Below are 13,887 nucleotides of genomic sequence, written 5' to 3'. Positions count from 1 at the left end.
GTAACAAATGTCATATAGACAATTTTGAAGCGGGTGTCGAATGAAGCAAGCAACGACGCTGAAAATAGCGGTTTTTGCGCTTTCCCGAGAAATAATAATAAATGAAAAAGGCTGCTTCCTAAGCATATGCTTAGAAAACAGCCTTGAACTATTTTGGATTGCTTCAATCTTCATGCTGGCCCATATATTCCTCGATCAGCTTCTGCTTAAGCTCCCACGCCTCCTGGCTCAAGTTGACGCGATACTTCTCTGGATTGAGCTTCCGCAAATATTCTGGCCAGAACATTTGCAGCTGCTCTTTATGATAAGCTCGGATCGCATCAAGCGTAGGCAGTTCATAGACAAGCTCCCCGTCTACGAAAATTTGCTGCTGCATCGAAATAGCCTTGTAATTTTTAACGGATTTTTTTAAATAGGGATGAACCGGATCAAACAAACGAAGCTTACCTCCGGATCTGGCCTGCTGCTCATGAGGGAAGCAGATGTAATCGGCGATCGCCTTGCCGCTCTCCCCATCGACAATACGCAAAATATCCTTTCTGCCCGGGGTCGTTACTTTTTCCGGATTGGCGGATATTTTGATCGTCGGCTCCATTACTCCGTTCCGTTCACGTTCAACAAGTTTATACACCCCGCCCAAAGCCGGCTGGTCCGCAGCTGTAATCAGCTGGGTGCCAACACCCCATATATCGATTTTCGCCCCTTGTGCCTTGAGGTTAAAGATCGTATTCTCGTCCAGGTCATTTGATGCAACGATCTGAACGTATGGAAGACCGGCTTCGTCAAGCATTTTACGGGCTTTCATCGACAGGTAAGCGAGATCTCCGCTATCCAGGCGAATGCTGCTTAACCGTTTACCCTTGCTCTCCAGCAGCTTTGCAGTCTTGATCGCGTTCGGCACGCCGCTGCTTAATGTGTCAAATGTATCCACGAGCAGCGAGACCTGATCAGGAAGCGCCTCAGCAAATCGTTCAAATGCCTCCAGCTCCGAGTCGAAGCTCTGCACCCAGGAGTGTGCATGCGTTCCTTTGGTTGGAATGCCAAAGATCTCTCCGGCAAGCAAATTCGAGGTCGCGTCGAAGCCCGACAAATAGGCAGCTCGCGCTCCCCAAATGGCAGCGTCGGCCTCCTGCGCCCGCCTTGAACCGAATTCGAGCAGCACATCATTTTCGGCCACCCGCTTCACCCGAGATGCTTTGGTGGCAATCAAGGTCTGAAAGTTCATGAAATTAAGCAGTGCGGTTTCGATCAGCTGGGCCTCCATAATTGTTCCCTCTACGCGAATCAGCGGCTCGCTCGGAAATACCAAAGCTCCTTCAGGAACAGCGTAAAGATTGCCCTTAAATCGGAAATTACGGAGCAGCTCCAGAAAAGCAGGGTCGTAATTCTCTTCCTGTCTGCCCAGAAACTCGATATCGCTATCCGAAAACTGCAGGTGAGATATGTACTGCACAATTCGCTCTAAACCTGCAAACACGGCATATCCGTTACCGAAGGGCAGCTTGCGAAAATACGCCTCGAACACCGCTTTGCGTTCATGCGTACCGTTTACCCAGTGGGCATAAATCATATTAATCTGATATTTATCCGTATGTAGCGCCAAACTTGCGCTTTGCATCTGTCTTTCATCCTCTCTGGTGTCGCAACTGCACAAATGCGCAGCTATTACTGTAAGTTTATCTGCTGCTTGTCACATTTGCACCCAAAGTAGCACGAAAATGCCCGAGTGCCCATGTATGGCCTTCCGGATTGAAGCTGGCTACACCATCCTCGTAGATCGTAATTCCATAACCTTTATTATATGCATCTACAGCGGTATGCAATACGCAAATATCCGTGCAAACGCCGATGATCGCCACTTCGTTAATTCCCCGTTCCCGCAATTTCTGCTCGAGATCGGTGCCGCAAAAAGCGCTGTATCGCGTTTTGTCCATCCAGTAGATCCGATCCTGGTGCCGCTTGTACACGTCCGCTAACTTGCCGTACAGCTCCCGTCCTTCCGTATCTCGGATATTATGCGGCGGGAATAGCTTGGATTCCGGATGGAGCGTATCCCCCTCTTCGTGCAGATCCACCGCCATGACGACAAAATCGCCCTGCTGCACATATTGCTCCGTAATTTGGCAAATCGCCGATTCGAGCAAAATCGCCGGCTCGCCTACGGGCAGTTTTCCATCGACGAAATCCTTCGTATAATCAACAACAAGCAGTGCTTTCATCCAGCTTCACCCAGCCCTTCTTCTTAATAAATTATGAACATGGAATGAACAAGAAACGGCAGCTGACAAATAGTTAACTACATGAGCAAATAATCAAGATATCGCTATCATTTAAGTATAAATGGATAATCTTGGCGTATAATCGGTAAAACGATATAACTGCGCCGGGCGCTGCGAATATTGATTGGACAGCATCGGATTCCCGTTCTCATCGCGCACTTCCTCCAAGATCCCTTGTCTGCTGCGGGTAGACGTGATTTTGCGAATGAAATTCAGCTCCGCGAAATCCGGTACAACCGTCTGAATAACCTGATAAAGCTCGCCAAGCGTAAAATGAGGCGGCAAAAACTGCTTCGCGATCGTCGTATGAAGCATCTGCTGCTGAATTCTCTTATAAGCGTCCTCTAAAATCTCACGATGATCGAACGCGAGCTGTAAATCCTCCAGCGCCTCTTTTACCGTAAACAATCCGACTTCCTGGGCATCGTCCGCGGATTGGCGCTTCTCCAGCACCCACTCCTCGACTAGCGCGAAGAAAGCGTGAGAAATAATCCAGCCGCGCGGGTCGCGCCCGGGCTTGCTGTACACCCCGAGATACTCCAGGTGGTGACCGTCTACCCCTGTCTCCTCCTTCAACTCTCTGCGCGCGGTCTCATACAAAGACTCATCCTCTTGAGAAAATCCCCCCGGCAGCGCCCAGGCCCCAGCAAACGGCCAGCTTCTGCGGCGGATCAGCATCACCTTCAAATCGAACCTAGGAAGCGACTTGGTAGCGGCCTTTCGCTCCTGCTTGGCTAGTGTAAACATGACTATGTCCGCAGGAATTCCATCCGGTGTTCGGTATTTCTTGGCATCGTAGCGATGCTGTCCCTGATCCTGTTCTTGTTCCATACTCATCATGAATCACCACATTACTCATATGATAACGTTACCTAGCGAATCACCGGGCAACATTCCGTTGAATTTGCATTACTATGAATCAGCCTTGATCCTTGCCGGAGTTCCCTTTATCCTTCGGCAGCCGGAACGTCGCTGTTGCGATGCTTCCCAATAAGCCCTCACTGTTGCGGACTTCAGCACGCAAAGTCATCGTACGGAACGTCTCATGCAGCGGATAAGCCGTCACGATCAATTCGCCCATTTGCATCGGACTCAGAAAATTTACGTTCAAGTGCGTCGTTACACCTTCCCGGCCTTCCTTTGTAGCCGTTACAAGCGTACCCATCGCCTGGTCCATCATCGCGGACAGGACGCCTCCATGGACGATGCCCATGGAATTTAAATGCGACTCGGTAGCGGTAAGGCCGATCTCCACACGCTGACTGTCTGCCGATAACAGCCGGAGGCCAAGCAGTCCCCAAAACGACTTCTCGCTGCGGGACATGATATCCGTCCAATCCATTATCGTTCCTCCTTCTGTATGGATTGACGCGGTCAACCCTATCTTGATGTATTATTCCTAAGATGCCTCTATTCAAACAATCATTACGCAGACATTTCATGATATTAATAAAATATAGATGGTGTATCGTCAAAAAAAGTGCGAAGGGTAAGCCTCCGCACAGGTTTCATGATGACTTACTCGCCATATCCTGAAGCCGGAGCAGATTCACTTCCGGATTCAACATTGACCTTCTCGGATACCGTATCCCGGATTACCGAAATGACGAGCTGCAGCAAATAATTAATATCGCTCTGGCTTTGCTGGAATTCGGTCACGAGTGGAATTTCATCCAGCTCGTCCTGAAGCTCGTCGATCTCCCGCTCTATTTTGTCAACCATCGCTTGATTCTGGAAGCTTTGGAAGGCAACGATTTCCTTCTGCTTCTTCTTGATGGCACTGATTAGCGTTTGCACTCTTTCATGCTTCCGGATCAGCTCCTCAGCCTTCTGGAAATGCTGAACCTCCTCGCTTGTCCCGATCAGCTCTGCGAGCTCTTTAGCTTTTGCCATAATATCTTCGCGAATGACGAGATCGCGGGAATCGAATTTCGGAATCCCACAATCAGTCGTGTGGTTATGCTCTTGTCCCAATGTTCTTTCCTCCCAACAAAATTCATGCCATGTATTTCATTCTATTAATTATGCGGAGGTAACCGCTTCTGATACGATGTTCCCTTTAATATACCATGTCATTGGATCGGTAATTTCCACTTGTACGAACTTGCCGATCAAATCCTTGCCGCCCTCAAAATGGACCAGCTTATTGCTGCGTGTCCGGCCGGACAGCACTTCGGCATTGTTCTTGCTCTCCCCTTCGACAAGCACCTCGACAATTTTACCTTTCATCAGGTCGTTGCTAATGCGGCAATGCTCGTTAACCACGTCGTTAAGCCGCTGCAGGCGCTCTTTCTTCACTTCCATTGGAACGTTGTCCTCCATAACGGCGGCCGGCGTTCCTTCACGCGGGGAATAAATGAACGTAAACGCAAAGTCATATCCTACCTCGCGAACCAAGGATAGCGTGTCTTCGAACTGCTCGTCGGTTTCCCCAGGGAAGCCAACGATTATATCAGTTGTCAGCACCACGTCTGGAATGGCTTTCTTGATTTTGCGGACAAGCTCCAAATAATGCTCCCGCGAATATTTGCGGCTCATGCGCTTCAACACTTCGGTATTGCCCGATTGAACTGGCAGATGGATATGCTCAACCAGATTGCCGCCCTTTGCCAGCACTTCAATCAAATCGTCATCAAAATCACGGGGATGCGATGTCGTAAAGCGAACGCGCGGAATATCAATTAGACGGATGTCGTCCATCAAATTGGCAAACGTATAATCGATGTCGGTAAAATCCTTGCCATAAGCATTTACATTCTGTCCAAGCAAGGTAATTTCCTTGAAGCCTTGACGCGCCAAATCGCGCACCTCGGCGATGACATCCTCAGGACGGCGGCTTCGCTCCTTGCCCCGCGTAAATGGAACGATACAATAGGTGCAAAATTTATCACAGCCGTACATAATGTTGACCCAAGCTCGCATCCCTTCACGTTTCTTCGGCAGGTTCTCGATGATGTCCCCTTCTTTGGACCATACTTCGACGACCATTTCTTTGCTGAACAACGCTTCACGGATCAAATGAGGCAGCCGGTGAATATTATGTGTGCCAAAAATCATATCGACGAAGCCATGCTTCTGCATAATCCGGTTCACAACGCCTTCTTCCTGCGACATGCAGCCGCATACGCCAAGCAGAAGATTCGGATTTTCCGTCTTAAGCCCCTTCAGGTGCCCAAGCTCGCCGAACACTTTATCTTCGGCATTCTCACGGATTGCACAGGTGTTCAGCAGAATAATGTTCGCATCCTTACGCTCTTCCGTAGGGGTATAGCCCATTTCCTCAAGCAGACCCTTCATTGTCTCCGTATCATGCTCGTTCATCTGGCAGCCGTACGTATAAATAATATATTTCTTGCCGTTGCCGATGCCTTTTAGCTCTTCAGGCACGGCAGTGTTGTACAGCACTTGAACATCCTCTTTCCCGCGCTGCTTCTCTTTGCGGTGATTCGGTTCCGAAAGAATTTGAATATCCCGTCCGCGGATTCTGATTTTCTTGCCGTTCTCGTCCTCGGAAATGACTTTGGCGTCCGAGAAATCAAAATACTTGGAGTAATCCTTCGTTTCCTTAGCCATGGTGTCGGCCCACTCCTTTAGTCAATCTATCGCTAAAACTATCACGTCATCTTAAGTTATTGAAAAATGCATTACACCAAATTATAACATGCTTCTAAATTGATATCCAGACGCGATGAGGTCAGCGGCAATTATTCTACAAGACTTCTTCAGCACGCACAAAAGCCCGTTCCAATTGAACGGGCTCGGCTATTGCTTTTATTTTTTTTGCGATTAAGGAATGTCCTAGAATCCTTTGTACTGCGGCTCTTCATTTTCCAGCTGCGAAACTCTTGTTTCCACTTGGTCAACGATTTGCTGCGTTTGTTGAGCCGCAGTAGTAAACAAGTTTTTTGCATCCTTGTTTTGCGTATTCAAAGCGAATTGCTCCAGGTTCGCTTGAGCGCTTTTTAAGGACGCCAGCGTTGTTTTTACTTGTGCTGATACTGTCATCTGATTCACCACCTTAATCTTGTAACTGTGCTTTGCGCCATCATAATTTGGCCCATTTTACACAAATCATACTGGACTTCGCTCTTCCAAATATTGTGTTAATAAAAAAAATGCTCCTGCGCATAATTGGGTTACCCGTGTTTTAGGCGTAATGAAAGGAGTGTCAGTGTCAAAATGCAAATCTGGTTAGAGGTTTTCGTAAGAACCCTGGTTTCAATTGCAGTACTCTTTCTTCTGACCAAATTGCTTGGAAAAAGGCAAATCTCACAGCTTTCCTTATTTGAGTACATTACAGGGATCACGATTGGGGATTTGGCTGCATACATTTCGGTGAATCATCAGGAGCGGTGGTATATCGGCTTTACCGCATTAGTCACCTGGGTTCTCGTCTCTTTTGGAATAGAACTCCTGCAAATCAAAAGCAAAAAAGCCAGAAACTTTACCGACAACAGCTCTACAATCCTAATCAAGGACGGCAAAATCCTTGAGGACAATTTAAAAAAGGAAAAGCTCACGAGCGAAGAGCTGCTGGAACAGCTGAGGAAAAAAAACATATTCAAGGCGGCCGAAGTCGAATTTGCATTGATTGAGCCGAGCGGAGAGATCAATGTGCTGTTAAAAAGAGAATATCAGCCTATAACACCAGCTCATTTAGGCATTAAGGTTTCTCCTCAACCGGAGACACAGGCGGTCATTCTCGACGGGAAAATCATGGACGAGCCGCTTTCTACGATTGGTTTGAACAGGGCCTGGCTTCACACCGAACTGGAGAAGCTCGGCGTAACCGTCGAAAATGTATTTGTCGGACAGGTTGACGGCTTCGGTCAGCTTTATGTCGACCTCTACGACGATAAAATAAGTGTTCCCGAACCTCAAGAAAGAGCAGCATTGCTGGCGAATTTGAAAAAATGTGAGGCCGATCTGGAGATGTATGCATTATCGACAGAAGAAGCAGAGCCTAAACAAATGTACACTGACTGCTCCGAGCAACTGCAGCAAATCATTAAGGACGTCAAGCCGCTCTTGGCTAGATAGGAGGTAATTTGATGGGAAACAATAATAAAAAAATGACGCCGGTCCAACAGAAATATCAAAAACTAGCGCAGTCCAAGGAACCGAAACGCCCCGTATGGAGCAATTGCATTCGTGCTTTTCTGATCGGAGGAACCATATGCCTCATCGGGGAAGCTATTCGGCAGGCATTTATGAAATATGGCGGATTTACGGATAAGGAAGCGGGCAACCCAACCGTTGCCGTGCTGATATTATTGTCCGTCATACTTACATCGCTAGGCGTATACGATAAAATCGCCCAGTGGGCAGGTGCAGGCAGCGCTGTACCCGTCACCGGCTTCGCGAATTCCATGGCCTCTTCCGCCATCGAGCATCGCAGCGAAGGATTAGTATTGGGAGTGGGAGCGGGAATGTTTAAATTAGCTGGATCCGTGGTTGTATTCGGAACAGTTGCCGCGTTCATTATCGGGATTATTTACGCCATTTTTGTACCTGGATATGCAGGAGGAGGAGGTTCGTGACATGCTTAAAGGCCACCAAAGCTGGATATTTGAGAACAAACCGAAGATCGTCGGCAGGGCGACGATCGTGGGCCCCTTCGAAGGCGATGGGCCGCTGGCCAAAGACTTTGATATCATACATTCAGACCTGTATCTCGGACAAGAGAGCTGGGAGAAGGCGGAGAAGACGCTTATCGAAGAATCAGCCAACCTAGCCGTTAAAAAAGCAGGCCTGACCAAAGAGCAAATCCAGTTTTATTTCGGCGGGGACTTGATGAACCAGATCATCAGCAGCAGCTTTGCCGCCAGATCGCTAAACATCCCCTTCCTCGGTCTCTTCGGGGCATGCTCCACTTCAATGGAGAGTCTAGCGCTCGCTTCATTGACCGTTAACCATGGCGGTGCCAAGTATGCTCTTGCTGGCACCTGCAGCCATAATGCGAGTGCGGAGAAGCAATTCCGCTATCCAACGGAATACGGCTCACAGAAGCCGCCAACAGCGCAATTCACCGTAACCGGGTCAGGCGCTGCCGTCGTATCACTCGAAGGGGAAGGCCCTGCTGTCACTTCAGCGACGATCGGCAGAGTAATCGATATGGGGATTAGCGACCCGTTTAACATGGGAGCAGCCATGGCTCCCGCCGCGGTTGATACGATTCAGGCCCATTTCAGAGATATGAGAATAGACCCTTCGTATTACGATCTGATCGTCACCGGAGATTTATCGAGAGTAGGCTATGATATCGCCAAGACCTTACTAAAAGAGCATCGTATCCCGATGGAGGGAACCATCTATAAAGATTGCGGCATGATGATTTACGATTACAGCAAACAGCAGGTTCAAGCGGGAGCCAGCGGCTGCGCCTGCTCGGCCGTCGTCACCTATGGACATCTGCTGAATCAGCTCGAGCGCGGCGAGCTAAACCGGATTCTTGTGGTTGCTACGGGCGCATTGCTTTCGCCTCTGTCCTTTCAGCAGGGAGAGACAATTCCTTGCATTGCCCATGCGGTGTCGATCGAAAATACGCAAGCAACGTAAAACCGCCAGCTTCGCATAACGAGTAAACGGGCTATCCCAGGGGACATTTCTCCCTAGGATAGCCCGTTATTCATCTGCATTGCCAATTAGTCAATAATTTCGGCGGTATCGCCGTTACTCGCTCCTGCTGCATTTGCCTCATCCGTGTCGATATGCATATCCAGTGCAAAGGAATCGGAAACGCGAGCAATGACGTTCTCCAGCACTAAACCGCGCTCTCCGCCCAAACGAACCTTCAGCATTTGCTTATCTTTAATGCCCCATTTCTCGGCATCGGAAGTATGAAAATGAATGTGGCGGGCTGCTACGATTACTCCTTCTTGCAGCACCACCTCGCCAGCAGGTCCTTTAATCGTAATACCCGGCGTGCCTTCAATATTTCCAGATTCTCTTACCGGCGCTTTTACGCCGATCGCAAACGAATCGGTACGGGAAATTTCAAGCTGTGAAGCAGGACGTGCAGGTCCTAGTATACGCACTTTGTCGAATTGACCCTTCGGACCGATGACCGCTACCGTCTCGTTAGCCGCAAATTGTCCTGGCTGAGACAACGGCTTGAATTCCGTAAGCTGGTAGCCTTGTCCAAACAAAGCTTCGATATGTTCCTGGGTCAAATGGATATGACGCGCTGATACGCCGACTGGCACTGTTTTGCTCATTTGCAAACACTCCTCAGTTTTTTCTCTATGTCGATGACGTTTTACATCGTTACCCATTATACACCTATTTCAAACAAAAAGAAAAAGATGTCCTCTCAAAAAGGACATCTTTCACTGTATTATCTGAATTCTGCAACAAGATTGTCAAAGTCGGCCTGGGATAATGCCAGCGATTGATGCGCCAGCGGCTCCTGGGAGAAACCGTGAACAAGGTTCTCGTAGCTTTTCTTCTCTTTGTTTTGATAGATCAAACCTGTGATCATGCTGCCCGTTTCCATCAGCTTCGTCATTGCAGCAAGGCGGTTCGTAGGATCATAGCCTTCTACTGTATCCAAGTTGATGATATTATCTTTAAACCAGTCGTACGTATTCACTTTGTTGAATGTTACGCACGGGCTGAATACGTTAATTAACGAGAAGCCTTCGTGCTGGATGCCTTGTTCGATCAACGAAGTCAGCTGCTTCAAATCACTGGAGAAGGATTGGGCTACGAAAGTAGCACCTGCTGCAAGAGCTACCTCTAGCGGCGACAACGTAGATTCGATGGATCCTTCAGGCGTACTCTTCGTTTTGAAGCCTTCGCCGCTCCGCGGAGAAGTCTGGCCTTTCGTCAATCCATAAATCTGGTTATCCATAACGATATAAGTGATATTGATGTTACGACGAATCGCATGAACCGTGTGGCCCATACCGATTGCAAACCCGTCGCCGTCCCCGCCGGAAGCGATAACGGTCAAATCGCGGTTTGCCAGCTTTACGCCCTGAGCGATCGGCAGCGCACGGCCATGAATTCCATGAAGACCGTAAGCGTTAATATATCCTGAAATCCGTCCGGAACAACCGATTCCGGAGATGACTGCCAACCCCTCTGGCTCCAGCCCTACATTGGCCGCAGCGCGTTGAATGGCAGCTTGTACGGAAAAATCTCCGCATCCTGGACACCAGTTTGGTTTGATTTTATTACGAAACTCTTTGAAAGTTGCCATTTAGACCAACTCCTCCTGCGGTTTATTTCCGGCTACATTTTTGCATTCGTTGTAAACTTCCGAAGGAAGGAACGGATTGCCGTCATACTTCAACACATTGACAATTTTGTCGTGATAACCGATGTTTTGCTTAATCAGGTTGGCCAGCTGGCCTGTCGCATTATTTTCGAGAACAAGTACCTTCTTGGCTTTTTTAATTTCCGGAAGCACTTCTTCGACCGGGAACGGATGCAGCAAACGAACGGTCATGTGATTCGTTTTGATGCCTTCCCCGTCCAGACGCGTGCGAGCCTGATCGATTGTACCGCCCGTGGATCCCATGCCGATAACAAGGATATCCGGCTCAGCATGCGGAGCCTGAAGATGGATCGGGTTCGTCATCTGCAGTTTGTTCAGCTTGCGCAGACGTTTATCCATCATTTTCTTCCGGTTAACCGGGCTTTCCGATGGACGTCCTGCCTCATCATGCTCTACGCCGGTAACATGGTGGATGCCGTTCTTCTCGCCTGGCAGAACCCGTGGGGAGATGCCATTCTCGGTGAATGCATAACGATTGAACATGCTGCCGTCTTCACGGTCAGGAATATCCTTCACCACATATCCGCGGTCGATGACAATTTTGTTATAATCCAGCATTTCACAGGACTGCTTGCCCAGCGAAAGCTGAAGATCCGTCGCCAAAATGACTGGAACTTGATATTTCTCGGCAAGGTTGAAGGCTTCAATTGTATCGTAGAAGCATTCTTCGATCGAACTAGGCGCAATTACGATTTTCGGAATTTCACCATGAGTACCGTAGATCAGCGCGTTAATATCACTTTGCTCCTGCTTCGTCGGCAGCCCTGTACTTGGGCCACCACGCTGTGTATCCACAATAACGACAGGAGTCTCGGTCATCCCTGCCAGGCCAATCGCTTCCATCATCAGGGCCAAGCCAGGACCCGCCGATGCGGTCATCGTCCGGACGCCGGCATAGTTCGAGCCGATCGCCATCGTAATAGCGGCGATTTCGTCTTCGGTTTGAATTACCGTTCCGCCGAATTTCGGCAATTTCTTGATTAAATATTCCATGATTTCAGAAGCCGGCGTAATTGGATAGGCACTCATGATCCGACATCCGGCAGCAACCGCGCCAAGGCCAATCGCATCGTTGCCGATCATGAACAGCTTCTGCTTACCGTCAGCAGGACCCAGCTTGAAGCTGTCAATCGGCCCTCCGGCAAGCTCAAGCACGAAATCCGCACCGCGTTTCACCGCTTCGATATTCTTCTCAACAATCGCTGGACCCTTACGTCCAAATTCTTCTTCTACGGCTTTATTAAATACTTCCAACGGCAGACCAAGCAACGCCCAAGATGCTCCGGACGCTACCATATTCTTCATCAGTGAAGTACCCAGCTCCTCCGCAATCGCCGTAATCGGAACCGCAAAGAGAGTCGCGTCAACACCTTCAGGAACGGTAGGATCGAATTTAGCATCGGCTACGATGACGCCCCCGCTGCGAAGCTCATGTGCATTCAAATCGATACTTTCTTGGTCAAAAGCGACTAAAATGTCCAAATCGTCGGAAATCGCACGAATCGGCATTGTACTGATCCGAATTTTGTTATTCGTATGGCCGCCTTTAATACGGGAGGAGAAATGCCGATACCCGTACAAGTAATATCCCAGTCTGTTCAAGGCCGTCGAAAAAATTCGATCTGTACTTTCAACGCCTTCACCTTGCTGTCCACCGATCTTCCAAGACAATTGACTAATCAAGATCGCCCACCCCTTTAATCGTATCGCTATAGCACTATCAGTATATTTATAGTGCAGCTAGAATGTTGACTTGGAAACAGTATTCACCGTTTCCATAAATGTGAACATTCTGTTTCAGAGTCATGTCAATTTTATGTCGCAAACAAATAAAAAGCAAGCGTTTTCGAGCCTTTTATCATATAGTAGTTTTCGATCATATCGATCTCACGATTGGATTAATTAAAGCGCTTACTTGTTTTTTGGCAGCCACATGCGTAAAAACCTGACTGCATTATCGTACAACCATCCCCGTACAAGCCGTTCAGGATAATGCTTTAGCAGCATTTCTGCCCAATCCAAATAGCGTCCGCAATGATCAAAATCACTAAGATGCTCTTCGATTCCGTCGAAGTCAGAGCCAAACATAATATGGTCCTCACCGCCCAAAGCGCAAATATGCTCAATGTGAGGAAGCAAATGCTTGCTCGACGGAACGCCGCCTTTATGAACGAACCAAGGGACAAATGTCACACCGATTCTGCCGTTCATTCGTATGATAGCTTGAATTTGCTCATCATGCAAATTTCTGACATGATCACAGACCGCGTAGGCATTCGAATGGGAAGCTATGAATGGCCGCTGCGCTGCCTCAGAGAGCTCTACAAGCTCCCAGAAGCCCTTCTGGGATAAATGGGATACATCTAGTATCATTTCTAACTGATGGCTTAAATCGACGAGCTGGACGCCTTTAAACGTAAACCCTCCGTTACGTTGTTCCAATATGCCATCAGCTGCCCAATTCGCATGATTCCAAGTAATTCCCAGCAAGCGCACCCCCAAATCAAAGCAAACTTGCAGATAATGCAAGTTTCCCTCCAGGCCGTCAGCTCCTTCCAGTGCCAGCAATCCTCCCTGCTTCCCCTCCTGCTCCCATTGCTCCAGCTCTTCGGCATAGCGAATGGGAAATATTCCGTTTGGAATGACACGGGTATTGTAAACATCAATCTGATCCAAAATATGTCCCATATTCGGGGTCCCCAGCTGCTTGGATAAGAATATGGCAAAGCACTGCAGTTTAACGTTGCCTTGGACCATTCGCTTTGCGGATACGTCGAGTCGGTCGTCTGCAGTGAAGTCCATTTCAGGATGAAGCCGCATTTTGCTTAAGGCATCGCAATGGAAATCGGCGACTTTCATTTTCAAACTCCCCCCGCCCTTCATTAGCTGATTACACGTTTATGCCTAGAGATGAAACTTTGGATCTTTGTCATAGTTTGCCTCAAATGCAAAAAACCTGTCTACGCATGCTCGTAAACAGGTATCTAATTGTTGCTATCTATTATTTTATCTAGGCTCCACGATCAGTTTAATGGCTGTGCGATCCTCGCCGTCAATGACAATGTCCGTAAACGCCGGAATACAAATCAAGTCTACACCGCTAGGTGCGACGAATCCCCGGGCAATCGCTACCGCTTTAATGGCTTGGTTCAGAGCACCGGCCCCTATAGCCTGAAGTTCAGCAGCGCCACGTTCTCTAAGAACTCCAGCAAGCGCACCGGCAACGGAGTTGGGATTGGATTTTGCTGAAACTTTTAATACTTCCATGGTAAGTACCTCCCTGGGAATAATGGTTGATTCCACTACTTAGAAGATATTCGTTAGAAG

15 protein-coding genes are annotated in these 13,887 nt (G+C 48.4%); 3 read left to right on the top strand and 12 right to left on the bottom strand.

Translation table 11 applies throughout. From position 1 onward, the window contains the following. Positions 1 to 163 precede the first annotated feature (163 nt). From GNP95_RS11740 to GNP95_RS11710, 7 genes are all read right to left on the bottom strand, one after another. Positions 164 to 1,618, bottom strand: coding sequence for a nicotinate phosphoribosyltransferase (locus GNP95_RS11740; RefSeq protein ID WP_155611050.1), 1,455 nt, complete (start codon positions 1,616 to 1,618; stop codon positions 164 to 166). Positions 1,619 to 1,676: 58 nt separating this feature from the next. Beyond that, positions 1,677 to 2,219 (bottom strand): cysteine hydrolase family protein, encoded by a 543-nt coding sequence (locus tag GNP95_RS11735; RefSeq protein WP_155611049.1) that lies wholly within the window; start codon positions 2,217 to 2,219, stop codon positions 1,677 to 1,679. Positions 2,220 to 2,330: 111 nt separating this feature from the next. Then, positions 2,331 to 3,116: an NUDIX domain-containing protein gene (locus tag GNP95_RS11730; protein ID WP_155611048.1), complete on the bottom strand. Its 786-nt coding sequence runs from the start codon at positions 3,114 to 3,116 to the stop codon at positions 2,331 to 2,333. Between the two features lie 82 nt (positions 3,117 to 3,198). After that, positions 3,199 to 3,621, bottom strand: a complete 423-nt coding sequence (locus GNP95_RS11725) for a PaaI family thioesterase (RefSeq protein ID WP_155611047.1) — start codon at positions 3,619 to 3,621, stop codon at positions 3,199 to 3,201. Between the two features lie 176 nt (positions 3,622 to 3,797). Then, positions 3,798 to 4,253 carry a YlbF/YmcA family competence regulator gene (locus GNP95_RS11720; RefSeq protein WP_155611046.1) on the bottom strand — a complete coding sequence of 152 codons (456 nt, stop codon included), beginning with the start codon at positions 4,251 to 4,253 and terminating at the stop codon, positions 3,798 to 3,800. 48 nt (positions 4,254 to 4,301) lie between these two features. Then, positions 4,302 to 5,852, bottom strand: coding sequence for a tRNA (N6-isopentenyl adenosine(37)-C2)-methylthiotransferase MiaB (miaB, locus tag GNP95_RS11715; protein ID WP_155611045.1), 1,551 nt, complete (start codon positions 5,850 to 5,852; stop codon positions 4,302 to 4,304). Between the two features lie 225 nt (positions 5,853 to 6,077). Continuing rightward, positions 6,078 to 6,284: a DUF1657 domain-containing protein gene (locus tag GNP95_RS11710; RefSeq protein WP_155611044.1), complete on the bottom strand. Its 207-nt coding sequence runs from the start codon at positions 6,282 to 6,284 to the stop codon at positions 6,078 to 6,080. A gap of 174 nt (positions 6,285 to 6,458) precedes the next feature. Here GNP95_RS11710 and GNP95_RS11705 point away from each other — a divergent pair, with 174 nt between their 5' ends. From GNP95_RS11705 to spoVAD, 3 genes are read left to right on the top strand one after another with little or no spacing between them, the layout of a single operon-like run. After that, positions 6,459 to 7,319 carry a DUF421 domain-containing protein gene (locus GNP95_RS11705; protein WP_155611043.1) on the top strand — a complete coding sequence of 287 codons (861 nt, stop codon included), beginning with the start codon at positions 6,459 to 6,461 and terminating at the stop codon, positions 7,317 to 7,319. Positions 7,320 to 7,330: 11 nt separating this feature from the next. Then, positions 7,331 to 7,819 (top strand): stage V sporulation protein AC, encoded by a 489-nt coding sequence (gene spoVAC, locus GNP95_RS11700; protein ID WP_155611042.1) that lies wholly within the window; start codon positions 7,331 to 7,333, stop codon positions 7,817 to 7,819. A 1-nt stretch (position 7,820) separates the two neighbouring features. Next, on the top strand, positions 7,821 to 8,837 hold the full coding sequence (gene spoVAD / locus GNP95_RS11695) for a stage V sporulation protein AD (protein WP_155611041.1): 1,017 nt from the start codon (positions 7,821 to 7,823) through the stop codon (positions 8,835 to 8,837). 86 nt (positions 8,838 to 8,923) lie between these two features. Here the strand turns inward: spoVAD and pduL are convergent, their stop codons facing one another. From pduL to GNP95_RS11670, 5 genes are all read right to left on the bottom strand, one after another. Then, positions 8,924 to 9,496, bottom strand: a complete 573-nt coding sequence (gene pduL / locus GNP95_RS11690) for a phosphate propanoyltransferase (RefSeq protein WP_155611040.1) — start codon at positions 9,494 to 9,496, stop codon at positions 8,924 to 8,926. Positions 9,497 to 9,615: 119 nt separating this feature from the next. Continuing rightward, positions 9,616 to 10,482 (bottom strand): 2-oxoacid:ferredoxin oxidoreductase subunit beta, encoded by an 867-nt coding sequence (locus GNP95_RS11685; RefSeq protein WP_155611039.1) that lies wholly within the window; start codon positions 10,480 to 10,482, stop codon positions 9,616 to 9,618. After that, complete coding sequence (locus tag GNP95_RS11680; RefSeq protein ID WP_155611038.1) at positions 10,483 to 12,243, bottom strand: 2-oxoacid:acceptor oxidoreductase subunit alpha; 1,761 nt, start codon at positions 12,241 to 12,243, stop codon at positions 10,483 to 10,485. A gap of 228 nt (positions 12,244 to 12,471) precedes the next feature. Continuing rightward, positions 12,472 to 13,419 carry a dipeptidase gene (locus GNP95_RS11675; RefSeq protein ID WP_196427150.1) on the bottom strand — a complete coding sequence of 316 codons (948 nt, stop codon included), beginning with the start codon at positions 13,417 to 13,419 and terminating at the stop codon, positions 12,472 to 12,474. Between the two features lie 147 nt (positions 13,420 to 13,566). After that, positions 13,567 to 13,827 (bottom strand): stage V sporulation protein S, encoded by a 261-nt coding sequence (locus tag GNP95_RS11670; protein WP_006286829.1) that lies wholly within the window; start codon positions 13,825 to 13,827, stop codon positions 13,567 to 13,569. Positions 13,828 to 13,887 lie beyond the last annotated feature (60 nt).

Origin of the sequence: Paenibacillus woosongensis (genome assembly GCF_009725165.1) — a bacterium.
In the GTDB taxonomy this organism is placed as follows: Bacteria; Bacillota; Bacilli; order Paenibacillales; family Paenibacillaceae; genus Fontibacillus; species Fontibacillus woosongensis.
This window is presented reverse-complemented; position numbering and strand designations above follow the sequence as displayed.

Excerpts from the sequence above, each read along its gene's own strand:
- spoVAC (WP_155611042.1), top strand. The coding sequence starts at position 7,331 with ATGGGAAACAATAATAAAAAAATGACGCCGGTCCAACAGAAATATCAA.
- GNP95_RS11685 (WP_155611039.1), bottom strand. The coding sequence starts at position 10,482 with ATGGCAACTTTCAAAGAGTTTCGTAATAAAATCAAACCAAACTGGTGT.
- GNP95_RS11705 (WP_155611043.1), top strand. The coding sequence starts at position 6,459 with ATGCAAATCTGGTTAGAGGTTTTCGTAAGAACCCTGGTTTCAATTGCA.
- GNP95_RS11670 (WP_006286829.1), bottom strand. The coding sequence starts at position 13,827 with ATGGAAGTATTAAAAGTTTCAGCAAAATCCAATCCCAACTCCGTTGCC.
- GNP95_RS11735 (WP_155611049.1), bottom strand. The coding sequence starts at position 2,219 with ATGAAAGCACTGCTTGTTGTTGATTATACGAAGGATTTCGTCGATGGA.
- GNP95_RS11725 (WP_155611047.1), bottom strand. The coding sequence starts at position 3,621 with ATGGATTGGACGGATATCATGTCCCGCAGCGAGAAGTCGTTTTGGGGA.
- GNP95_RS11740 (WP_155611050.1), bottom strand. The coding sequence starts at position 1,618 with ATGCAAAGCGCAAGTTTGGCGCTACATACGGATAAATATCAGATTAAT.
- GNP95_RS11675 (WP_196427150.1), bottom strand. The coding sequence starts at position 13,419 with ATGAAAGTCGCCGATTTCCATTGCGATGCCTTAAGCAAAATGCGGCTT.
- GNP95_RS11730 (WP_155611048.1), bottom strand. The coding sequence starts at position 3,116 with ATGAGTATGGAACAAGAACAGGATCAGGGACAGCATCGCTACGATGCC.
- miaB (WP_155611045.1), bottom strand. The coding sequence starts at position 5,852 with ATGGCTAAGGAAACGAAGGATTACTCCAAGTATTTTGATTTCTCGGAC.
- spoVAD (WP_155611041.1), top strand. The coding sequence starts at position 7,821 with ATGCTTAAAGGCCACCAAAGCTGGATATTTGAGAACAAACCGAAGATC.
- GNP95_RS11710 (WP_155611044.1), bottom strand. The coding sequence starts at position 6,284 with ATGACAGTATCAGCACAAGTAAAAACAACGCTGGCGTCCTTAAAAAGC.
- pduL (WP_155611040.1), bottom strand. The coding sequence starts at position 9,496 with ATGAGCAAAACAGTGCCAGTCGGCGTATCAGCGCGTCATATCCATTTG.